Origin of the sequence: Sporolactobacillus sp. Y61, from assembly GCF_040529185.1 — a bacterium.
GTDB lineage: Bacteria > Bacillota > Bacilli > Bacillales > Sporolactobacillaceae > Sporolactobacillus.
In genome coordinates, this window is sequence record NZ_CP159510.1 from 1,589,136 (window position 1) to 1,611,769 (window position 22,634).

Here is a 22,634-nt window from a genome sequence, read left to right on the forward strand (position 1 = left end):
CCGTGAAAAGTGATTATAGTACCTTTCCGGTCGCACCTTACATAGGTGCGTGGATTGAAATAATGATGATTGAGCATTCGCCGCCTGTAGATACGTCGCACCTTACATAGGTGCGTGGATTGAAATCAGATCCATGTAATAGACCTTCAGTCCTCTATCGTCGCACCTTACATAGGTGCGTGGATTGAAATTTGCACTTTAATCGCCCATTTCAATTCAGATATTGTCGCACCTTACATAGGTGCGTGGATTGAAATTTTTCGACAATGTCGGCGTCAAGTTTGGCTTGTGTCGCACCTTACATAGGTGCGTGGATTGAAATAAGTTTCTTCTTGCGCTCATCTTCCTCATTCGCAATGTCGCACCTTACATAGGTGCGTGGATTGAAATTGTATAAAAAAGGCGCCTTTAGCTTTACGTGATAAAAGTCGCACCTTACATAGGTGCGTGGATTGAAATAACTTACGTGAAACCCACGAGAAGCAAAATCTCAGTCGCACCTTACATAGGTGCGTGGATTGAAATTGGAATGACTATGTAGTTGCTGATGTGGCGCCTGTCGCACCTTACATAGGTGCGTGGATTGAAATTAGATAGATCTTGTCAGTCTGTGCCTGGTTAAGCCGTCGCACCTTACATAGGTGCGTGGATTGAAATTAGTTATCCGTCCGTCATGTTATCAGAACAATACCCGTCGCACCTTACATAGGTGCGTGGATTGAAATAATATTTAGAAGAGGAGGAGACCCCTAATTAACGGTCGCACCTTACATAGGTGCGTGGATTGAAATACAGTGTGCATCGTGTCCTATAATATGATACACTGGTCGCACCTTACATAGGTGCGTGGATTGAAATACCTGCTAATGGGGAAACGATTGAGGCTAACTAGTCGCACCTTACATAGGTGCGTGGATTGAAATACTCCCTTTATTTCGTTTTAGATGTCAACTTCGCAACGTCGCACCTTACATAGGTGCGTGGATTGAAATGTCAACGGCATCATGACCGACCGCCTGATTGGCCGTCGCACCTTACATAGGTGCGTGGATTGAAATATAGCGTCTCCTGGATTCCCAGTAAATCTTAGAACGGTCGCACCTTACATAGGTGCGTGGATTGAAATTCTCTTTGATCAATACCATAAGCAAAAGACAAAGTCGCACCTTACATAGGTGCGTGGATTGAAATAACATCGACTTTACCAGCGATAGTCCTTACTGGGTCGCACCTTACATAGGTGCGTGGATTGAAATTACAGTTGCGATTGCCGGAGTTGGTGGCTATGCGTGTCGCACCTTACATAGGTGCGTGGATTGAAATAATCTGCAACCGAGCCGGTATATTGAGCACGGAAAGTCGCACCTTACATAGGTGCGTGGATTGAAATCCGGGAACCTTGGAAATATGTACACCGAAGTGTATATAGTAATCTAAAAGTACCCCAGGATAGTCACTGAAAATTCCCCCACTCTATTATAATAAACCCACAGACTATAAATTCTTTTGTGGGGAGAATGGGAAGATGATTGCTTTGATGCAGAAACAAGACATTTTACTTATGTATTTGAGGGAGGGGCGATCCCAAAGAGAGATTGCGAGAGAAACGGGGGTTGATCGAAAAACCATTCGGAAGTATATCCATGACTACGAGGAGAAATTGAAACAGCTTCAAAAGGTTGATCATGAGGTCGATCGAGGTGAATTAATCCAGGAGTTAGTTGAGAAGCCAAGGTATCACGTGAACAATCGAAAAAAGCGCGTTGTAACGGATGAGATTGAACAAATGATTCGGGGTCATCTTAAGGAAAATGAGAACAAACGGAAACAGGGGCTCCATAAGCAACAAAAGAAACCGATGGATATTTTCGAATCGCTGCAGGCAGGAGGTGTTCCTATCAGTTACAGTACGGTTCTTCGAACCGTTCGATCCATCGAGAAAAAAGTGAAGGATGCTTATATTAAAGGGTCTTATACTCCAGGGGACATTTGTGAATTTGATTGGGGTGAAGTCAAAATAAAGATTGGAGGAAAGCTGAGAACGTTTCAGATGGCCGTGTTTACGTCTGCTTATGGCAATTTTCGCATGGCGTACTTGTTTTCAAAACAAAAAACGGAGTGTTTTCAAGAAGCACACGCGATGTTCTTCAAAGAGGTGGGTGGTGTCTATCATACCATGGTTTACGACAATATGCGTGTGGCGGTGAAACGTTTTGTCGGGCCGAATGAAAAAGAGCCGACCGAGGGTCTGCTTAAACTGTCGATCTATTATGGATTCACTTTTCGTTTCTGTAATACAAGACGCGGAAATGAGAAGGGGCATGTTGAGCGGAGCGTGGAAGTTATTCGTAGGAAAGCGTTTGCCTTTCAAGATTCCTTTGAAAGCATCGAGGAAGCCAATAGCTATTTGTATCAAGTCTGCATGCGATTAAATCAAAAGGAGCGATCATATAACGATCAGACACCTGTAGTGGCTCTGGAGGCTGAACGTCCCTTTTTCCTTCGTCTGCCTGAGCCCTTTGACGCCGCTCGATACGCGACATTGCGGGTAGACAAATATGCCACGGTTGTGGTTGATCAAAATCACTATTCGGTTCCAGATCATTTAGTGGGTGAACAGGTTCAGGTTAAAATTTATACGAATCGGATTCACTGTTTCTATAACGAACAAAAAGTCGCTGAGCACAAACTACTGACCGGTTGTCATGAATGGGGTCTTCAGATTGAGCACTACCTTGAGACCCTAAGGAAAAAGCCCGGTGCATTAGCTGGTAGCGCAGCACTGCAACAGGCAGATCCCAAAATCAGAAATATCTACACTACCCATTATATCAACCGTGAGCGTGATTTTATAGAACTGATTCATTATTTAAAAGAAAAAGCTACACTGCCGGAGATTGAACAGAGCATTCAGGAGCTCAGACAAATGGGACCGAATCATGTAACGACCGATAAGATTAAAGCCGTCTGTGCAAAAAATCGAATACCCAAGGATGTTCCCCCGCTCACATCAGAGGAAACGCAATCCATTGCAAGTCAGGCAGAACGGCATCTCAGACTTTATGACGAATTATTCAACACGACAAAGGTTGGACAGCATGAGGAGGTATGCGTATGAACAAGTCAAACAACGTGAACGATAGAATTTACCAGTATTGCAAGGATATTAAATTACCGACGATTCGTGAATGCTTTAAGGAACAGATTAATGATGCGGTGATCCGTGACATCAATTATGAAGCCTTTTTAGCAGAACTCCTGCAAAAGGAATGGGATGCCCGAAGGCAGACTGCACAGGCTAATCGCATTCGACGCGCTAAATTTCCATACAAAAAATATCTGGAAGATCTGTCCGTTCAGGACTTGCCGGAGGATGCCCAAAAGAAATACAAACAACTGAGAACCCTTCAATTCATCCAGGAAGGAAGAAATCTTATTTTAGCCGGCAATCCCGGAACCGGGAAAACCCATACAGCTATTGGACTTGGCATCAAAGCCTGTGAGGAAGGGTATAGCGTTTGGTTTACGACGGTTCCCCTGCTCATTAATTATATGAAAGAGTGTCGATCAGAACGGACGCTTCGCGCCTTTCAAACCCGCTTTAAAAAATATGATTTGGTCATTTTGGATGAGATGGGCTATATCTCTTTTGACAAGGAAGGGGCAGAACTCTTATTTACTCATCTTTCACTACGGGCAGGACAAAAGTCTACCCTCATCACAACAAATTTATCCTTTGAACGATGGGGCGAAATCTTTCAGGATCCCGTCATGACTGCAGCGATGATTGATCGACTCACGCATCAGGCGTATTTAGTCAATATGAATGGCAATTCCTATCGAATGAAAGAAACAAAAGCTTGGATGGAGCAGCAACAAATCGGTTGAACTCTATCCCATTCCCCCATGAGCTTAATAAGTTGGGTGGGGGAATTTTAAATGACTATATGGGGGATTTTTCAGTTGACAAATACACCGAAGAAGGTCGCACCTTACATAGGTGCGTGGATTGAAATTTAGTACATTCTTTATCATTCTTGTTTATGGGTACGTCGCACCTTACATAGGTGCGTGGATTGAAATTCATCGATGAACGTCTCCATTGCCCACATGACAAGTCGCACCTTACATAGGTGCGTGGATTGAAATGCTTCAATTTGCTTCTTGCCGATGTTTAAAGTTGTCGCACCTTACATAGGTGCGTGGATTGAAATTTTAACAATGCCGACAATGTATGAGCTGGAGAACATGTCGCACCTTACATAGGTGCGTGGATTGAAATTATAAAAGATATTGTCGTAGAGGTGGTAAACCACGTCGCACCTTACATAGGTGCGTGGATTGAAATGGATAAGTACCGACATCAGCGATACAACAGGCGGTCGCACCTTACATAGGTGCGTGGATTGAAATGACACGATGACATACTTATCCAGTCTGGATATACCCGTCGCACCTTACATAGGTGCGTGGATTGAAATCAGCGTAAAAAAGAAGGGCACGAAGCCCAGCCGTACCGTCGCACCTTACATAGGTGCGTGGATTGAAATGTTAGGGCCGCCGTCTATCCGCCGGAATACCGATCCGTCGCACCTTACATAGGTGCGTGGATTGAAATAAATAACATCTGTGACAGGTCTTTTTTTGTGAACTCGTCGCACCTTACATAGGTGCGTGGATTGAAATACTCGCTCGTTGCCGTCTGTATCAACGTATGCCAGTCGCACCTTACATAGGTGCGTGGATTGAAATTTTTGAGATTTCTTTTCGGTATGTTCCAGATAACGGTCGCACCTTACATAGGTGCGTGGATTGAAATAAAAAAGAGATTTACATGTATGTCTGGAACGAGAAAACGTCGCACCTTACATAGGTGCGTGGATTGAAATTCTGTATCTTGTTTCAACGGCTCCGCCTCCCATGTTGTCGCACCTTACATAGGTGCGTGGATTGAAATACGTAGGGGCGTGGGGTGCATGGAATGACACCAGGTCGCACCTTACATAGGTGCGTGGATTGAAATTGAACGCACAGGATCGACTGTATCGGCTTAAAAAGTCGCACCTTACATAGGTGCGTGGATTGAAATACGCTTTTTTTGTCTATCCACGAATCAGATGTGTCGTCGCACCTTACATAGGTGCGTGGATTGAAATATTAGTTTCAAGGTCTATATCATAATATCTAACGTCGCACCTTACATAGGTGCGTGGATTGAAATAACTCCTTTCAACTTTGCGTATCGTGATTACAAAGTCGCACCTTACATAGGTGCGTGGATTGAAATAAGAAAGCAGTTAAACTTGCAAAGACGTTCACCGGTCGCACCTTACATAGGTGCGTGGATTGAAATTGCTCTGCTGGAAATGCCACGGGAACGTGCAGACAGTCGCACCTTACATAGGTGCGTGGATTGAAATATGCCATGCAATCGTTTTTGTCGCTTTATCAACTGTCGCACCTTACATAGGTGCGTGGATTGAAATCTTTGCCCAGAAAGATGCTCTTGATCTGCGAGACGTCGCACCTTACATAGGTGCGTGGATTGAAATAGTTACCGGTGCATCCTGTTTGACTTTGTATTGGCCGTCGCACCTTACATAGGTGCGTGGATTGAAATCATGTATTCTATCTCATGCACGACCGCCCAGTAAAGTCGCACCTTACATAGGTGCGTGGATTGAAATATTCCGCGGATCAGGAGGTTAAACAGCAGAAAGGGGTCGCACCTTACATAGGTGCGTGGATTGAAATATTTTCCCATGCGATAACTGTCCGCTTGGTAACGTCGCACCTTACATAGGTGCGTGGATTGAAATCAATCGCGGCTATTAAAAGATATACCGGCCTCGTCGTCGCACCTTACATAGGTGCGTGGATTGAAATATAATCTGATCCGGTGTTTTACCAGCTGTATGAAAGTCGCACCTTACATAGGTGCGTGGATTGAAATAGAACATAGTATGTTAGTATAGAAATATGGAAGGTGTCGCACCTTACATAGGTGCGTGGATTGAAATTCCGTCAGCGATTCTGATTTTTTCGATCCTTATCGTCGCACCTTACATAGGTGCGTGGATTGAAATGAAAACTCCGCCTTATAAAGGTCATTACGCGCATCGTCGCACCTTACATAGGTGCGTGGATTGAAATCCGATACGTCAACGTCATGTGTAACTCATTTCCCGGTCGCACCTTACATAGGTGCGTGGATTGAAATGGTTATTGTGCGAGATTTAATCGTTTAGACGACGCGTCGCACCTTACATAGGTTCGTGGATTGAAATCCCTAGAGGCAATGGATACTTTTAGGTATAAAACCGTCGCACCTTACATAGGTGCGTGGATTGAAATAGTTCCCTTGAAAAGTGGTTGTAATATTTTTCAGCGTCGCACCTTACATAGGTGCGTGGATTGAAATAGGTCGGGATTTAACCGGTCAGCGTTTTGGACGAGTCGCACCTTACATAGGTGCGTGGATTGAAATCGGACGTGGCGGCTGGTACATGTCCCAGCGTGACAGTCGCACCTTACATAGGTGCGTGGATTGAAATTCCTCTCTGGTTAATTTTGATGTCCATCAGCTGTTGTCGCACCTTACATAGGTGCGTGGATTGAAATTGTAAATAGCGTCGTAATCGGCATCTTATGCTCGCGTCGCACCTTACATAGGTGCGTGGATTGAAATCCAAGTATTGTAAAAATACGTCTACTTCCATCTGTGTCGCACCTTACATAGGTGCGTGGATTGAAATATCGGTCCCATCCCGAACCAACCGTGCCGCGTTACGTCGCACCTTACATAGGTGCGTGGATTGAAATGGATTGGGACATGTTGAGTAGATCTGATAAGCGGCGTCGCACCTTACATAGGTGCGTGGATTGAAATAAAGCAAACTGTTAGTAGATGGGAGCTTGGGCAAAGTCGCACCTTACATAGGTGCGTGGATTGAAATATTAAACAGAGTTGCCCTCAGATATTGATTAAAGTCGCACCTTACATAGGTGCGTGGATTGAAATTCAAAAACATCTCTTCCAAGTGTTGTATCAGGGATGCTAGTCGCACCTTACATAGGTGCGTGGATTGAAATCATTTTCCCGAGACGCTTGTCTGTGTCCCTTTTAGTCGCACCTTACATAGGTGCGTGGATTGAAATTCACCAAAGGCTTTATGTACAGCGGTGCGGATCCGGGTCGCACCTTACATAGGTGCGTGGATTGAAATGCGATAAACAAAGTCGTTAATCAGAATGCCGTAGGCGTCGCACCTTACATAGGTGCGTGGATTGAAATAGCTATGCACATCTTTTAAAACCACAAGCCAGCAACGTCGCACCTTACATAGGTGCGTGGATTGAAATGACCAAAAGCGCGGGCAATTGGTAAGCTGATCGGAGTCGCACCTTACATAGGTGCGTGGATTGAAATCAGGACTTCCAGGTGCTCGTGACTATGGCGTGGACAGTCGCACCTTACATAGGTGCGTGGATTGAAATTCACTGGATCAGGCCTATGTCATCGAAACGAACGGTCGCACCTTACATAGGTGCGTGGATTGAAATCTCTGCTCCATTTAATATGAGATAGCAGGCAAACGTCGCACCTTACATAGGTGCGTGGATTGAAATTTTATCGGAAAGGATATTACAGCAGAGAAATTAAGGTCGCACCTTACATAGGTGCGTGGATTGAAATACCACCAAACTTGCTAAAGAAGTCATTATCTTCAGTCGCACCTTACATAGGTGCGTGGATTGAAATAATACAATGATTGATGATCGTCCGGTGGGCAGTCGTCGCACCTTACATAGGTGCGTGGATTGAAATAAATATCTATCCAGCCACTCAGCACGTTTCTTTGTGTCGCACCTTACATAGGTGCGTGGATTGAAATCAGACGATCTCAAGTATTGATTAATTGTTTCCCGGTCGCACCTTACATAGGTGCGTGGATTGAAATAATGGCTGTGATCGTACGTCCATAAAAAACTTGGAGTCGCACCTTACATAGGTGCGTGGATTGAAATTAAACAGATTGATCTAGCCTCAGAAAAATCCAAGTCGCACCTTACATAGGTGCGTGGATTGAAATTTGTCTGACGTGACGTGGATCCGAAACGCTGTACGTCGCACCTTACATAGGTGCGTGGATTGAAATAACGAGGACCACTTAAACAATATCGAAAGAGGTGATGTTAGGATAGTCTTACGGACACATTTTAGTTAAACTAAGAATTAACGAAAGGGTGTGTCCCGTATGGACAGCGGAAAGACGACCAAAAAATTCAATAAAGAATTTCGGCAGATGATTGTGGAGCTCTACCAGGCAGGCACTCCGGTCAAAGATCTCAGCAGCGAATATGGCGTATCGGAAACGACGATTTATAAATGGATTAAGAAACTGAATCCCATTCCTTTAGAAGATGGGAAATCCTTCACTCCTGAGGATTACCTGAAGCTTCAGAAAGAGATACGACGCATTCAGGAGGAAAATGAAATATTAAAAAAAGCTATGGCCATATTCGCAAAAAAGTAACTTCAGCTGAGATGTGTGTTTTGATTGATCGCCTGCAACAAAAACATCCTATAAAAACGGTATGCCAAGTGCTGGACATGCCGCGAAGTACTTATTATCAGGCTAAAAGTGCCTGTGAGTCCAGCCTGGCCCGTGAGAATCGAGAGTTGATGCAGCGCATTCAGGCCCTTTATACAGAAAGTAAACGAATATACGGAGCTCCCAAGATTCAGAAACGGCTTGAGAAAAGAAGGCTTCAGGGTCAGCCTCAAACGCGTGCAGCGGTTGATGAGACGAGCCAATCTGCGTTCCATCATTGTGAAAAAGTATCGTCCGCAATCGAACCAGGGACCAGTTGAGAACAGAAAAAATGTACTGGCTCAAGATTTTACAGCCACAAAAATCAACCAAAAATGGGTGGCTGATATCACTTATATTCACACAATCAAAGAGGGCTGGTGCTACCTGGCCTCAGTCATGGACTTGTGTACACGAAAAATTGTCGGTTATTCTTTTTCACGGAGCATGACCACGGAGCTCGCCCTGCGGGCTTTAGATAACTCTTGTGTCAATCAAAATCCTGAACCTGGTCTGATCCTGCATACGGATCTTGGCTCCCAGTATACAAGTCATGAATTTGAGAAAGCGAATCAAGAGAAACAAATCGTCCATTCCTTCAGTAAAAAAGGCTGCCCGTACGATAACGCTTGCATTGAATCTTTTCATGCGACCTTGAAGAAAGAGGAAATTCATCAGACGACCTATAAAGATTTCGATGAAGCAAGACGTGCTCTCTTTCAATACATTGAAGGCTGGTACAACAGGGCTAGAATACATAGCTCTCTCGATTATCTGACGCCTCAGGAAGCAGAAGACAAGTTTTTGAAGACGGCCTGATCAACATGCCGCACGAGCACCGCTTGACATGGAGAGGCGAGCGATGTAGGCTATCTCGCCAGGCGAAAGAGATTTACCCTTTCGCTCTACGCCAAAAAACATCGCCCGTAGAGGCTCCATGTCAAGCGATCAAGCTCAAAATGATGCAACAAGCTCTCAATCTAAACTTTTTTGTGTCCAATATATTGACTTACATCCAAGGGATGTCGCACCTTACATAGGTGCGTGGATTGAAATAGTTTGCTGAAGCAAGTCTGATACAAACTGCCCGTGTCGCACCTTACATAGGTGCGTGGATTGAAATTGTTTATTTCACATGTGCATGATAAAATATCATTGTCGCACCTTACATAGGTGTGTGGATTGAAATTCCACGGATAAAACAACAGCTTTGATGCGTGAACGTCGCACCTTACATAGGTGCGTGGATTGAATGGATGAAATTGGCGATCAGGAGACAGATACATAATAATAATATTCCACTTCGTTCAGATTACAGAAGTCCCAACGCTCAAAAGTATTATTACAACGCATCCCGATTAAACTTTGCAGTAAATCTTCAATCATGTTTTATATATCTTTGAAATACAATCACATTTCTATTCCGATAGTAATATCGATTGGAAATGCCTGACTTCGTCGTAAATTTTGTTATTGGCACACGGTTTCCCTGCTTATTAATGATTGTCGATATGACAAAACCATTAATCCTCCACAATCTCCAGCTCTTCCTCAACGTCAATGGCACCTTTGACAGACTGGGCAATAGTGCAGTTGGGATAGACGTGTGTGAACAGGCGTTGGATCAGCTTTTCATCAAGCCCATGACCTTTAAGTGTCATATGAATGGTGATCTGTGTAAACCGACGGGGTTTTTCGTCCGCCCGTTTGTGTGTGGTGTCAACTCTCAGCTCATCATAGCTGATGCCACGGTTGGCCAGAATTTTTTTGAAGACAAGTCCGCTGCAGCCAGCGACGGATGTAACCAGCAAGTCGCCCGGGGTGAAATCACCTTCCGTATTGATCTTCAGATTTCCATGTGAACTATTAAAAGTCAGACCTTTCGAGTCAGAGACAAGTGTCATAATAAAGGTTCCTCCTATTAACTTCCTATTATAAAGCATCTCCGGTTAGGTGAGAATGAAAAAGAATTGTACGGGTGTCATACCTGCTGAATGGTGATCAGCTGGAACATACACGACCTGTTGATTCACATCAGCATTATTATGACGATCGTCAGTCGCGCTTCCCTTTTTACTGATCATGTTTCCGGAAGGTAATCTGATCAGTACACCAATTAGACCATCCGTTATTCGGCAGGCTCGATAATGGTCACCATGTTTTAATTCATGCATCGATGGACAACAGTCTAGCAATCAGTCCCTGACTGAAACAAATGTATAATCCTTCTGCAGAAGGCTATGCTGTTTGTCACATGATCCCTGTTTTGCTTATAATACAGGGGAAAGTTTTTACAACAAAGGAATGATGGCTTCCATGAAAAAATGGGAGAAGCGCTTACGGATGTCTCGCCTGTTTTTGAATATATATCGCAGCAACCGCAGGCAGGAGTCGGTTGTTCATGCTCTGCAGGAGACCTGCCGCAATTGCAGAATTCTCTGGGCGGACTGGCATAACAGAAATTGAAGCGTTTGATGATGCGGACATCTGAAACACCGCCGGGTTCGATCAGGAAACGGATCCGGCGGTGTTTTTTTTATGAGAATCAACTTTTGCGGAAAAAGGTTCAGAAAAACGAAACCTCTGATGTCTGTCGCCGGCGATGTCGGTCGACCCTTTTTTTCATTAAATTTTATAAATATGATATAAATACTGTGAATTGGATTGACGGCTGGAAAAGTGCGGCTTATCATAAAATTAATAACAATGAAGAATACATAGAAAATTTGAAGCTGAGGGGGAAGAAAAATGGCAGACGATAACAGTCAGGGATTTCTGACACGCTGCGTGCATGTGGGAAACGGAATTGATAAAGAGACGGGGGCGATCCGGCGTCCGATTACGATGGCAAACAGTTACAGACTGCCGGATGATGCCTCAACGATCAACTGGAGTGATCCGAATAATCTGATATATACACGGACGACATCGGCGAATCAAATTTATCTGCAGGAGCGTCTGGCTTCGATCGAAGGCGGGGAAGATTGCGTCGTCCTGGCCAGCGGTGTAGCGGCACTGGCCGGTGTGTTCTTCACTTTTCTTGATAAAAACTCGCATGTCATCTGCACAGATGTTTCCTATATTGCTGTATACCGGCTTTTAAATGAATATTACCCGGATAAGTATGGGGTGGAGGTGTCGCTTGTCGATACGTCCGATCTGGATCAGATCCGTGCTGCGGTCCGGCCAAATACGAAACTGATCCATCTGGAGACCCCGGGCAATCCGACGACGCGGATCAGTGACATTGCAGCGATTGCGAAAATCGCGAAAAAAGCGGGTGCCCTTCTTTCCGTGGACAGTACGTTTGCTTCGCCGTATCTGCAGCATCCGCTTGATCTGGGTGCTGATCTGGTCATTCACAGTCTGACGAAATACATTAACGGGCACGGTGACGCGATGGGCGGTGCCGTGATCGGGCGGAAAGAACTGATCGACCAGATTAAGGCCCAGGCAATGGTCAATCTCGGTGGGGCGATCAGCCCGTTCAACGCCTGGCTGATTATGCGTGGTGTGGTCACGCTTCCGCTTCGGATGAAGCAGCACAGTGAGACGGCGCAGAAGGTGGCTGAATTTCTCGAATCGTATCCGGCGGTGACTTTTGTCCGTTATCCCGGGTTGAAGAGCCATCCGCAGCATGAACTGGCGAAGCGGCAGATGAGCCTGTACTCCGGTATGATGTCGTTTGGACTAGATGCAGATGTTGAGACCAATAATAAATTTGTCAATTCACTGAAACTGATCATTTCTGCCGTGTCACTCGGTCATGATGAGAGCCTGATTGTTTACATCGGACCGGATGATGAACGGAAAGACTATTACCCTGAGATTTTCAGAGAACATGGATTTCTCAGATTCAGTGTCGGCCTGGAAAATGCAGAGGATCTGATCGCCGACCTGAAACAGGCATTTAAACAGGCCGGATTGTGATACGACGCCCTGAGGAGGCTGGCCGATGGCGGAGAAAATAGCCGGAAAAAGTCTGGCGCAGTGGCTGAGGGAACTCCCGGATCTTCAGCCCGTAATAGATAAAAAGGAGATCTTATGGCTCAATCCGCGGTATGGCGGAACCGGAAAAGGTGTTGTGACGGCGTCCGATGTAACGGAAGCGGAAGCACGGCTGCGCCGGTTCGCGCCGTATCTGAAAACCGTTTTTCCGGAGACGCGGGCCGCGCACGGACTGATTGAATCGCCCTTTTACCCTGTGCCGAAGATGCGAGACTGGCTGGAGGCGTCATCAGGTATCCGGATACCCGGGCGCCTGATGATGAAGGCGGACAGTGAACTGCCGGTGTCGGGATCGATCAAGGCGCGTGGCGGGATTTATGAAGTCTTAAAGACGGCTGAACAGCTGGCGGTCCGTGCCGGTCTTTTGTCCGAAACAGATGATTATGCGAAACTGGCACATCCGGATTTCCGCCGCTTTTTTTCGAAATACGCGCTTGCTGTCGGCTCAACAGGCAATCTGGGCCTCAGCATCGGTATCGTCGGGTCAAAGCTCGGATTTCGGACCACGGTCCATATGTCACATGACGCCCGGCAGTGGAAGAAGGATCTGCTGCGGGAGAAGGGCGCGATGGTCAGGGAATATCCGGACGATTACAGTGTTGCAATCCGCGAAGGCAGGAAAAAGGCGCTGTCTGATCCGTACGGCCATTTTATCGATGACGAGAACTCAAAGGATCTCTTTGCCGGTTATGCGACGGCCGGCATGCGCCTGAAAAAGCAGTTTGATGCCGCCGGGATAAAGGTGGATGCGCATCACCCGCTTTTTGTTTATCTGCCCTGCGGTGTCGGCGGCGGACCGGGAGGCGTCACCTTCGGACTAAAGCAGGCGTTCGGCACGCATGTTCACGCCTTTTTCGTCGAGCCGACGCACGCGCCGTGCTTTTTACTTGGGCTGATGACGGGGCTTGATGATCAGGTGAATGTAAAAGATTTCGGTCTGGATAACCAGACCGCGGCGGACGGACTGGCGGTACCGAAACCGTCGGCACTCGTCGGTAAAGCGGCCGGACACCTGATATCCGGGTGCATGACTATTGACGACCGGCGTCTGTTTCAATACCTGAAGAGCCTTTGGGATACAGAAGGGCACCGGATTGAGCCTTCAGCTGCGGCCGGTCTGATCGGTCCGGAGCTGCTGTTTGGAACGAAAGCCGGACAAAAGTATTTGTCGGATCATCGCCTGACGGGGAAAACAGATCAGGCCATGCATTTATTCTGGGCGACCGGAGGCGGCATGGTGCCGCCGGAAGAATGGAAGACTTATTATCAACAGGTTTAACGCTTGCGGGGACCCTTTCAGTCTGAGAGGGTCCCCTTTCCTTTAGCCTTACAACCGCTGCTCCGTGTTCCTGGTCCGGTCTGAACCTGCAGGATCGGGGAAAAAAGTTTCAGAGAAAGTTCACGAAGACGTACCGATGAAAAAAAACTACAAATCTCTCTTCTTTTTGCGCTATAATTGAGAAATAAAGTGAGACTTCAATCAGTGGGGGTTCTCTTCATCCCCCACTGATTGTTCGTTGACCCCATCGGGCAGCCCCGCCTGGGTATGTTCGTTTCCCCTCATAACTTTGAGGTGGAGATCTTACCGCCCGTTCATGCGGGATAAATCCATTTGCAGGGCCGGACTCTTTCAGGGCACTGCAGACCTTCAGAGGAGGGTGTCATTGATGTTAAAAAACAGAAGAGCTTTCCTGTTCTGGTTGATTCTCTCCGCTCTAATCATCGCAAGTATTTACAGAGGCTCGTCTATGCCTTACTCAGAACAGAATTTACAGCCTTTTTTAAAGGCACATTTTGAATGGACGGCGGAGACCTTCCCGCATATTGACTTTATGTATGACGGGGTGCTGGTCACGACAAATAATCCCTATGCCTTTTTTGAATTCGCCGTACGTAAGGCGAGCCATGTCGCAGAATATGCCCTGCTTACATTTATGCTGATTAATATGCTGATGACGACGGTTATGCCGCGTCTGCTCTCTTACCTGTGCGGCCCGGCCGTAGCCCTGTGCTATGCCATGTTTGATGAATGGCACCAGACCTTTATCCCGGGAAGAACCGGCCATTTCGTTGATGCGTTTACTTTTGATCTGGCGGGGATGGTGCTGGCTATGATTGCCGTTTTTTTGCTGGATATCTATTTCAGACTGCTGTATACCGGGAGCGGATATCAGAGGAATCCGCATCTCGGAAACCATTAGCCTGATAAAATAAAGATTTTCGAAAAAGATGCCGATAACGAGATTGAGAGGGTTGATGAGTCGGCCTGAATGGGAAAGGGTGATCGGAAATATGTCTTCTGAAAAGCCGAATCATGCAGTGAACACCCGGTCAGAGAAAAAGCATGTCAGGCAGGTGATCCTCCTAATCCTGCTTCTGGCTGCGTTTACGGGGCTTGCCCTGATATTTTTTTTGTTTGGGAGGTATGACAAAGTACCTGAGGCTGCTGTACTGCTTGTTCTGACGCTGGTTGCAAGCGCTCTGGTGCTCCGTCTGGTTTTCCGTTTTTATAATCAAAGGATTCATCAGCTGAAACAGACAGTGGAAGCTGCGGAGGCAGGCGATTTGCGCGTCCGTGCTTCGCTGAAGGGCAGCGATGAACTGGAGGAGCTGGGCGATCTCGTCAACAGGATGCTCACCGGTCATCAGAAGATGCTTGCCCATATTCACCAGGTCGCGGAAAAAGTCGGTGATGCTTCGCAGACGCTCGTCTCGAACAGCGAAGAGCATACGGCATCGGCCGGTGAAATCGGATCTGCGATGTCTGAAATTGCATCCGGCGCGTCCAACCAGGCGGAACTGATGAGTAAAACAGGCCAGGCAGCTGAAGAACTGGAACGTTATACAGGGGACATCGGGCAGCATACCGATCAATTGAAAAAGGGCGCTGCAGTCCTGCTTGAAGCATCGGATCATAATAAAAAGTCTGTTGCGGCGCTGCGCAAGCATTCCGAGCGAACCATCGGCGCAACAGCAGATATAATTTCAGCGATCCGTTCGCTTGAAGGGCGTTCGAAAAATGTCGGTTCGATCATCGAGACGATCTCAGATATCGCCGGACAGACGAATCTCCTGGCACTGAATGCCGCAATTGAAGCCGCACGTGCCGGTGAGCAGGGGAAGGGTTTCGCTGTCGTTGCCGATGAAGTGCACAAGCTTTCTGAGCAGACTGACCGTGCCCTTAAAGAGGTATCGGAATTAATGACCGGGATTCAGAAAGATACGGCGGATACGGTCGCTTTTGCCGGAAATACCAGTAAAGTGCTTGAAGAACAGTTTGGTGTGGTTGCCGATTTTGAAAACGAAGCCGGACAGACGGCAAAAGCCGTATCGGAAAACAATGCACGGATTGAAGAAATCGTTGGCGCCATCCATGAAATGATTCAGCGGATCCGGCAAATGAAACAGAACATAGACGGCGTCTCAGAGATCAGTGAGCAGACGGCTTCCGGCACCGAGGAAGTGACGGCTTCAATCGAAGAACAGACGGCCGGAATGGAACAACTGTCGACGCTGGCTACGGATCTGGAAAAGAACGCTGAAGATTTGCGCCGGGCTGTATCCCGTTATACTTATTCATGAGGGATCCGGAACAACCGGCAGAAGAATACATATGAAACAGGTGAAACAGAGTATGGGAAAGGACAGAAAAGATGCCACCCGGGAAGGGGACAGTAAGCCGGCGGCCGGAGCACATCCATCTTCTGATAAGCGCTCAGGTCGTTTTGCCGTGATCAAAAACAGAATGACACGGGGTCTGAAGAAAAAGTTGCCGCTGCGCAGCCTTCAGTCCCGGTCCATACGGGGTCAGCTGCTGGTCCCGATGATCACGCTGGTTGTGATCATCGGCCTTGCCGGCGGCATCGTCAGTTATTTTATCGGGGCGAGAATGACCACTCAGGCACTGATCCGTTCCACGGCGGCTCAGCTGCAGTCGACAAATACCAATTTTGAGACGTATTTCGCGGATGCACAATCCGTTGTCCGTCAGTTCGCGATTAACAAGATGCTGAACGATGTGTCACAAAATGAGGAACAGATTCATGATGCATTCCAGAATGTCCTGAGTTCGAATGATAAATATCAGGCACTGACTTTCGGATCGGCGAATAAAGAAGTGATTCGCTCACCGCTCTATTTTTTCCCCGAAGGCTATGACCCGACAAAGGAAGCATGGTATCAGTCCGGCATCCGCGGTGAGGGTAAATCAGTCTGGACTAATCCTTATGAAGATACCGTGACGAAGCAGAATGTGGTCAGTGTCAGCCAGGCGGTAATGAACCATGGAGAAGTCAGAGGTGTGGTGAAACTGGATCTGTTCATCCTCTCGATTGTCAATCAGGTGAAGCATGCCCGTTTTGGACAGACGGGTTATGCTGTGCTTCTCGACCGTTCGGGGAAGTACATTGCATCACCCGGTAAAGAGCGGACGGGATCCGGAAGGCTGGATCAGTCCGTATTTGATCAAATGAAAAAAATGGGAACAAGCGGCCAGTTTTACACAAAAATCGGCGGACAGCAGAAACTGCTCTGCTTTCAGACAAACAAAACAACCGGATGGACATTAGCGGGTGTTATCGATAAAAGTGAAATCTCTAATCAGGCGAATGTCATCGCTCTGCCGTCAGCGATAACGGTCATTCTGATTATTCTGGCCGTCGTCCTGATATCCAGTGTACTGGTCAGACAGGTCACCGGTCGCCTGGGTCATCTGCAGGAGGCGGCAAAACGGATCGAGGAAGGGGATCTGACTGTCTCGCTGCCTGTAAAGGGATCGGATGAGATTGAGAAACTGACCGGAAGTATCAATAAGATGGCTGCCGTTAACAGGGAGGTATTCAGAAAACTCTCTGAAGTGGCCAGAGAGTTGTCCGGGGCGGCGCAGACGCTTGTGGCGAGCGTGGAAGAAAATACGGCTTCCTCAAATGAAATCAGTGCGACCGTCACCCAGATTGCGACCGGGGCCACGAGTCAGGCATCAGCACTTGATCACAGTCAGTCTTCACTGGATTCGCTGGTTAAGCAGGTTAAACGTATGGATCAGGAGAGCCGGGAAGTGCTCCACGGCGCAAATGAGATGGATGCCACGTCAAAAGGCGGAAGCAGGCAGATGAAGCACCTGTCTAAGCAGTCTGACGCGTCCACCAGGACGACCGGGCAGATTATTGCGGCGGTTACGGATTTGCAGAAACATGCAAAAGAAATCAGTAAGATCATCGATGTGCTGGACAGTATCGCCAGACGGACCAATCTGCTGTCTCTGAATGCGAGTATTGAGGCGGCGCATGCCGGTGAAAATGGCAGAGGTTTTGCTGTTGTGGCCAGTGAAATCCGCAAGCTTGCCGGACAGACCGGTCAGTCGCTGAAGGAAGTGACGGCAACCGTCCGGATGATGACGGAAGGCATGGCGCAGGCCGTCAGTCTGTGTGAAGAGACGAGCGGTCTGATTCGAGATCAGGGGACTGCTGTAAGCGATACGAGCCATGCCTTTGACCAGATTGAAGCCACAGTGGCGAAGAATGTTTCCGGCATCAGGCGGATAACGGATGCCATCCGCAAGACGCAGGACAATATTGAAGAGATCAGTCAGGGAACGCAGACGATTGCTTCGACCAGTGAGGAAACGGCGGCAAGTACGGAAGAAGTCAGCGCTTCAGTTGAGCAGCAGACGGCTTCGATGGAAGAGCTGAGCAAACTGGCTACCGGTCTTGGTCAGCAGGCACAGCGGATGGAAGACGCGATCAGGCACTTTAAAATATAATTCCAAAGAGGAGAAAACGCCGGGGAGAAAGTATCCCCGGCGTTTTTAGCTCTATTCATGCTTCGTGTGGATTGGAGCGAAAAAGACGAGCCCCCGCAGCTTAAATCGCCCAGTTCCCTTTTCGGAACAGAGGCACCCGTTTTCCGTCCTGCGATTCTCCGTCAATATCAAGTTTGGCTGATCCCACCATAAAATCAACATGAGTCAGGCTGAAGTTGGCACCTTTTGCCGCAAGCTCTTCCTCACTCATCTCCTGCCCGCCACGGTAATTGAAGGGTAGACAGGTGCCGATGGCCAGATGGCAGGAAGCATTTTCATCAAACAGGGTGTTGTAGAAAATCAGATTCGTCTCCGAGATCGGCGAACGGTGCGGGACAAGCGACACTTCGCCCAGGTAGTGTGACCCTTCGTCGGTATCGATGATTTTTTTCAGTGTCTCGTAGCCCTGTTCTGCCTGAAAGTCGATAATCCGGCCCTCTTTGAATGTGATTGAAAACCGTTCAATCAGATGACCTCCGAAATTCAGCGGTTTAGTGCTGGAGACTGTTCCGTTGACCCCTGTTTTCAGTGGCATGGTGTAGATCTCTTCGGTCGGCATGTTTGGCTGGAAACGGATCCCTTTCGTCGTCGTCATGCCGCCGCCGACCCAGAGGTGCCCTTCCGGCAGTTCAATTTCCAGATCGGTGCCCGGGGCTTTATAATACAGTTTTTTAAACCGTTTCTCGTTAAAATAATCCAGCTTTTCCGTCAGTGTATGGATGTGGTCCTGCCATGCGGCTACAGGATCTTCCCGGTCCGCGCGTGTGATGGTGAAGATCTGTTTCCACAGGGCTTCAATCCGTTCCGCTTCTCCGAGTTTCGGAAAGATTTTCGCCGACCAGCCGGCAGTTGGGACAGAAACGATGGTCCAGCTGACCCGGGCATTGAGCCGGTCATCGGAGAACTTTTTATTGGCTGTGACCGATGCTTTCTGAGATCGGGTGACTCTGCCGGGATCAATCCCTTTCAGCAGTTCAGGATTCGGTGCATAGATATAGAGGAATGCCGCATCGCGGTCTGCCCGTTCCTCAAAGGAACGGGCACGCCAGGACGGGAAAGTGTCGAACGTCCGATCAGGCGCTTTTTCGAAACGGATCCGCGTGATCTGATCATCCGTCCAGTCGACGTACACATTTTCTGCTCCCGCCTCATAAGCCTTCCGGACGGTCTTGCGGACAAAGCCGGGCGATTCAATCGGAGCGAAAATGACGACGTCCTGACCTTTCTGAACGTTCAGGCCGATACGGACGGTAATATCTGCATACCGATCAAGCAGATTATCAAAATTTTTCATGAAAAAGCCTCCTGTTCACTCTATTGATTTCCATTTTATCACGCCGGTTTGCGAAGCGCGTTTCTGCCGGGCAATTTCTTTGAAAATAAGGACCGAATCAGGCGCCCTGCATAGAATGATACGGAATACATGACGGAGGTGACGGCGGACATGGGTGCTGTTGAAGGATATGGTAAAAATTCGGGGTTCGCACTGCTGGTGGTCCTCTTTATTCTATTGATCATCATCGGAGCCACCTGGGTTTACTGATCAGGCTGGAAAAGCATGTGAATCATGATGAAAAGAGAGAAACGCCATAGCCGCGTTCCTCTCTTTTCTTTTAATGATGGTTTTGTTTTCTCATCGTCTTGCTTAGCTTCTTCCAGCGTGCCTTTTCCTGAAGCATTGCCTGTCTGTCCGTCTTCCGTCTCACGTGGGCAAGCTCCCGCTGCAGCTTGAGGTAACTGGTGTATCGCGCCTGATCCAGCCGTCCATCGTCAAGGGCACGACGAACAGCGCAGCCCGGCTCATGGGTGTGGGTGCAGTCGCGGAACCGGCAGCGGGAGGCGAGTTCTTCAATATCCGCAAAGCTGTGACCGACCGATTCGTCCGAGGCGTTCCAGAGCTGCAGTTCACGCATCCCGGGTGTATCGATCACCACCCCTCCGGAAGGCAGGAGGATCAGTTCACGGCTGGTCGTCGTGTGACGCCCGCGGTCGTCATCCGCACGTACCTCCTGAACGCTTTGCCTTACTTCTCCGCAGAGCCAGTTGACCAGGGTCGATTTTCCGGCACCTGACGAGCCGAGAAAAACAACGGTCTGTCCCTTGCCCAGATACGGATCGAGCTGCTCTCTTCCCTGGTTTTGCAGGGCACTGACCGGAAAGATCGGTACCCCGATGGCGACCTCTTCCACTTCGGAAATTTTCTGCGCGACGTCCGGACAGAGATCGGCTTTGCTTAAGAGGATTACCGGGTTTGCCCCGCTTTCCCAGGCCATCGTCAGATAGCGCTCCAGCCGGCGGAGATTAAAGTCATGGTTCAGCGCCATGACAAGGAAAACCGTATTCATGTTTGCGGCGACGATCTGCTCTTCGGTCGTCTCTCCGGCGATATTTCTGGAAAATTTACTCATGCGGGGCAGGATGCGGTGAATCGTTGCCCGGCCGTCTGATGGGCGCACATCTGCTGTGATCCAGTCGCCGACGGCAGGAAAATCCCTGCGCCCCGCAGCCAGATGGCGCATTCGGCCGGTAATTTCCGCCGGGAAAAATCCGCTTTCTGTGACAATCCTGTATTGTCCCTTATATTCAGAAATCACACGTGCGGCAGATAATCCAGATGCAAGATCTCCTGCCGCCCGGGTTCTGAGCGTCTGATTCCATCCATAATCAGCTAATGTCATGTGTTCGTCCTCCATCGTTTTTGATTTTCGGGCATAAAAAAAGGCTGTTACACACAGCCTGATTCGTCACTTTATCCGACAGCAGCCCTGTATACTTATCCGGCTGCCCCCGTCAGTCAAAAACAACATGAAGACATGACAGAAGGGGACAGGCCGGTCAACGCAATAAGCTTGTCTGAGGTCTTTCTTCTGATAACGGCCATAATACATGTCCCCTTTCTCCTGCTGATTCTTTCAAAATAAGTATAGCGGACAGCGTTTGCCGTGTAAAGAGAGAATCATGAGTGGGACGCTGCACGCATAAGATGAAAAGGTCAGCAGGACAGGCCGGGAGGAGACAGAGGATGAAAAGGGTGACAGGCACGCTGCAGATCGCCGCAACTTATATAGGAACGATTGTCGGGGCGGGTTTTGCCTCCGGACGGGAAATCATTCAGTTTTTTTCCCAGTATGGCCCGGCCGGGACGGCGGGAGTGATCGTCAGCGGGATTCTGATGACCTGGATCGGAACGAAGATGATGCTTTATGCAAGGAGGATTGAAGCCTGGTCGTTCAATGAGCTGATCACGCATCTTTTGGGCATGCGGTTTGGTACATTGATTGAGACGCTGCTTTTTTTCATCATATTTGGAATGACCGGAGTGATGCTCGCGGGAGCGGGGGCTGTTTTTCAGGAACAGCTGGGCTGGAGCCGCCACGTCGGGGTTGCACTCACGATTCTGACGGGTCTTTTCTTCTTACTGAAAGGGGTACGCGGCCTGCTCTGGATGAATACGCTCGTTGTTCCGGTGATGGCCGGTTTTATGTTGCTTGTCTTTTTCATCGGCAGTCCGTGCGCCGGCAGCGGGCAGCTGACCCCGCAGGCCGACTGGGTGCTTTCCGGTGTCGGTTATGCCGCCTTTAATATGCTGACGGCGCTAGTTGTGCTGGTTCCGCTGGCTCAGGAAATCCGGGATGAGAAGGTGCTCGGCGCCGGCTGTCTGCTCGGCGGGGCGGGACTGACCGGTCTGATTTTACTTGAACACTTCCTGATTCTCGGGAACACGGGTGTTACCCTGTTTGACATGCCGGTAGCTGAGCTGATCCGCCCGTTTGGTCCGGCGCTGCATCTTGTTTTTGTTGCTGTCATTTTTGGTGAAATTCTGACGACATTCACGGGTAATCTTTTTGGCCTTGCCCGCCAGCTAGAGAGCCTCTTTCCGGCCGTATTCACTCCGGGGAGGGCCCTCCTGAGTCTGACTGCGGGTGCACTTCTGATCGGGCAGGCCGGCTACAGTTCGCTGATCGCAACCCTTTATCCTCTTTATGCCGCCCTCTGCGCCGCTGTTTTTCTTTACTTCGGCCTCATTCGTCTGCCGGAGAAAACTCCCTGATTTTCTGATCGTCCAAAAAGATACAGGAAAAAATGACACATAAATTTATCATGAAAAATCTTTTCTTTGTCTTGCATTTTGAAGCTAAATGTCGTATGTTGAATTTAGGACATGAGTTTCCTTTGGGAAACAAATATTCGCTAAGTGAATAGGGGGATGGTTAAATGTCCGATCGACAGGA

14 protein-coding genes and 3 CRISPR repeat arrays (1 of these 17 only partly in view) are annotated in these 22,634 nt (G+C 48.2%); of the genes, 11 read left to right on the forward strand and 3 right to left on the reverse strand.

Annotation, left to right across the window (positions count from 1 at the left end):
- Positions 1-1,390: direct repeats of the CRISPR family, unit length 32 nt; unit sequence GTCGCACCTTACATAGGTGCGTGGATTGAAAT (it extends 3,751 nt beyond the left edge of the window).
- A 135-nt stretch (positions 1,391-1,525) separates the two neighbouring features.
- The 4 genes from istA to ABNN70_RS07585 all read left to right on the forward strand — a co-directional run bounded on the left by istA (position 1,526) and on the right by ABNN70_RS07585 (position 9,413).
- Positions 1,526-3,118, forward strand: coding sequence for an IS21 family transposase (gene istA / locus ABNN70_RS07570; RefSeq protein ID WP_353948397.1), 1,593 nt, complete (start codon positions 1,526-1,528; stop codon positions 3,116-3,118).
- On the forward strand, positions 3,115-3,888 hold the full coding sequence (istB, locus tag ABNN70_RS07575) for an IS21-like element helper ATPase IstB (RefSeq protein WP_353948396.1): 774 nt from the start codon (positions 3,115-3,117) through the stop codon (positions 3,886-3,888). Before istA ends, istB begins: the two co-directional genes overlap by 4 nt.
- A 96-nt stretch (positions 3,889-3,984) precedes the next feature.
- A CRISPR array of direct repeats spans positions 3,985-8,159; the repeat unit is 32 nt; unit sequence GTCGCACCTTACATAGGTGCGTGGATTGAAAT.
- A gap of 99 nt (positions 8,160-8,258) precedes the next feature.
- Positions 8,259-8,537 (forward strand): transposase, encoded by a 279-nt coding sequence (locus ABNN70_RS07580; protein WP_353949345.1) that lies wholly within the window; start codon positions 8,259-8,261, stop codon positions 8,535-8,537.
- A 171-nt stretch (positions 8,538-8,708) separates the two neighbouring features.
- Entirely contained in the window at positions 8,709-9,413 is a 705-nt protein-coding gene (locus ABNN70_RS07585; protein WP_353949404.1) for an IS3 family transposase, read from the forward strand.
- Between the two features lie 204 nt (positions 9,414-9,617).
- Positions 9,618-9,849: direct repeats of the CRISPR family, unit length 33 nt; unit sequence TGTCGCACCTTACATAGGTGCGTGGATTGAAAT.
- 268 nt (positions 9,850-10,117) lie between these two features.
- On the opposite strand, the gene ABNN70_RS07590 is transcribed toward ABNN70_RS07585, so the two are convergent.
- Positions 10,118-10,498 (reverse strand): OsmC family protein, encoded by a 381-nt coding sequence (locus ABNN70_RS07590; protein ID WP_353949346.1) that lies wholly within the window; start codon positions 10,496-10,498, stop codon positions 10,118-10,120.
- An 844-nt stretch (positions 10,499-11,342) separates the two neighbouring features.
- Between ABNN70_RS07590 and ABNN70_RS07595 the strand changes: the two genes are divergently transcribed.
- The 5 genes from ABNN70_RS07595 (at position 11,343) to ABNN70_RS07615 (ending at position 18,363) form a co-directional block, all read left to right on the forward strand.
- Entirely contained in the window at positions 11,343-12,524 is a 1,182-nt protein-coding gene (locus tag ABNN70_RS07595; RefSeq protein WP_129928824.1) for an aminotransferase class I/II-fold pyridoxal phosphate-dependent enzyme, read from the forward strand.
- A 25-nt stretch (positions 12,525-12,549) separates the two neighbouring features.
- Positions 12,550-13,881 carry a D-serine ammonia-lyase gene (locus ABNN70_RS07600; protein WP_353949347.1) on the forward strand — a complete coding sequence of 444 codons (1,332 nt, stop codon included), beginning with the start codon at positions 12,550-12,552 and terminating at the stop codon, positions 13,879-13,881.
- Positions 13,882-14,269: 388 nt separating this feature from the next.
- The gene (locus ABNN70_RS07605; RefSeq protein WP_129928822.1) at positions 14,270-14,803 is read left to right on the forward strand and encodes a VanZ family protein; all 534 of its coding nucleotides are present in this window, start codon (positions 14,270-14,272) and stop codon (positions 14,801-14,803) included.
- 91 nt (positions 14,804-14,894) lie between these two features.
- Complete coding sequence (locus ABNN70_RS07610) at positions 14,895-16,184, forward strand: methyl-accepting chemotaxis protein (RefSeq protein WP_353949348.1); 1,290 nt, start codon at positions 14,895-14,897, stop codon at positions 16,182-16,184.
- Positions 16,185-16,215: 31 nt separating this feature from the next.
- On the forward strand, positions 16,216-18,363 hold the full coding sequence (locus ABNN70_RS07615) for a methyl-accepting chemotaxis protein (protein ID WP_353949349.1): 2,148 nt from the start codon (positions 16,216-16,218) through the stop codon (positions 18,361-18,363).
- Between the two features lie 100 nt (positions 18,364-18,463).
- Here the strand turns inward: ABNN70_RS07615 and ABNN70_RS07620 are convergent, their stop codons facing one another.
- Complete coding sequence (locus tag ABNN70_RS07620) at positions 18,464-19,696, reverse strand: aminopeptidase (protein WP_353949350.1); 1,233 nt, start codon at positions 19,694-19,696, stop codon at positions 18,464-18,466.
- A 150-nt stretch (positions 19,697-19,846) separates the two neighbouring features.
- Here ABNN70_RS07620 and ABNN70_RS07625 point away from each other — a divergent pair, with 150 nt between their 5' ends.
- Positions 19,847-19,945 (forward strand): YjcZ family sporulation protein, encoded by a 99-nt coding sequence (locus ABNN70_RS07625; protein WP_129928852.1) that lies wholly within the window; start codon positions 19,847-19,849, stop codon positions 19,943-19,945.
- A gap of 70 nt (positions 19,946-20,015) precedes the next feature.
- On the opposite strand, the gene rsgA is transcribed toward ABNN70_RS07625, so the two are convergent.
- Positions 20,016-21,080 (reverse strand): ribosome small subunit-dependent GTPase A, encoded by a 1,065-nt coding sequence (gene rsgA / locus ABNN70_RS07630; protein WP_353949351.1) that lies wholly within the window; start codon positions 21,078-21,080, stop codon positions 20,016-20,018.
- Positions 21,081-21,424: 344 nt separating this feature from the next.
- Here rsgA and ABNN70_RS07635 point away from each other — a divergent pair, with 344 nt between their 5' ends.
- Positions 21,425-22,453, forward strand: coding sequence for a transporter (locus tag ABNN70_RS07635; protein ID WP_353949352.1), 1,029 nt, complete (start codon positions 21,425-21,427; stop codon positions 22,451-22,453).
- Positions 22,454-22,634: the final 181 nt, after the last annotated feature.

Bases quoted from the DNA above. Each gene is read 5' to 3' on its own strand.
- ABNN70_RS07620 (WP_353949350.1), bottom strand. From the start codon at position 19,696: ATGAAAAATTTTGATAATCTGCTTGATCGGTATGCAGATATTACCGTC.
- ABNN70_RS07605 (WP_129928822.1), top strand. From the start codon at position 14,270: ATGTTAAAAAACAGAAGAGCTTTCCTGTTCTGGTTGATTCTCTCCGCT.
- istA (WP_353948397.1), top strand. From the start codon at position 1,526: ATGATTGCTTTGATGCAGAAACAAGACATTTTACTTATGTATTTGAGG.
- ABNN70_RS07635 (WP_353949352.1), top strand. From the start codon at position 21,425: ATGAAAAGGGTGACAGGCACGCTGCAGATCGCCGCAACTTATATAGGA.
- ABNN70_RS07615 (WP_353949349.1), top strand. From the start codon at position 16,216: ATGAAACAGGTGAAACAGAGTATGGGAAAGGACAGAAAAGATGCCACC.
- ABNN70_RS07580 (WP_353949345.1), top strand. From the start codon at position 8,259: ATGGACAGCGGAAAGACGACCAAAAAATTCAATAAAGAATTTCGGCAG.
- ABNN70_RS07625 (WP_129928852.1), top strand. From the start codon at position 19,847: ATGGGTGCTGTTGAAGGATATGGTAAAAATTCGGGGTTCGCACTGCTG.
- ABNN70_RS07590 (WP_353949346.1), bottom strand. From the start codon at position 10,498: ATGACACTTGTCTCTGACTCGAAAGGTCTGACTTTTAATAGTTCACAT.
- rsgA (WP_353949351.1), bottom strand. From the start codon at position 21,080: ATGACATTAGCTGATTATGGATGGAATCAGACGCTCAGAACCCGGGCG.
- ABNN70_RS07600 (WP_353949347.1), top strand. From the start codon at position 12,550: ATGGCGGAGAAAATAGCCGGAAAAAGTCTGGCGCAGTGGCTGAGGGAA.
- ABNN70_RS07610 (WP_353949348.1), top strand. From the start codon at position 14,895: ATGTCTTCTGAAAAGCCGAATCATGCAGTGAACACCCGGTCAGAGAAA.
- ABNN70_RS07595 (WP_129928824.1), top strand. From the start codon at position 11,343: ATGGCAGACGATAACAGTCAGGGATTTCTGACACGCTGCGTGCATGTG.
- istB (WP_353948396.1), top strand. From the start codon at position 3,115: ATGAACAAGTCAAACAACGTGAACGATAGAATTTACCAGTATTGCAAG.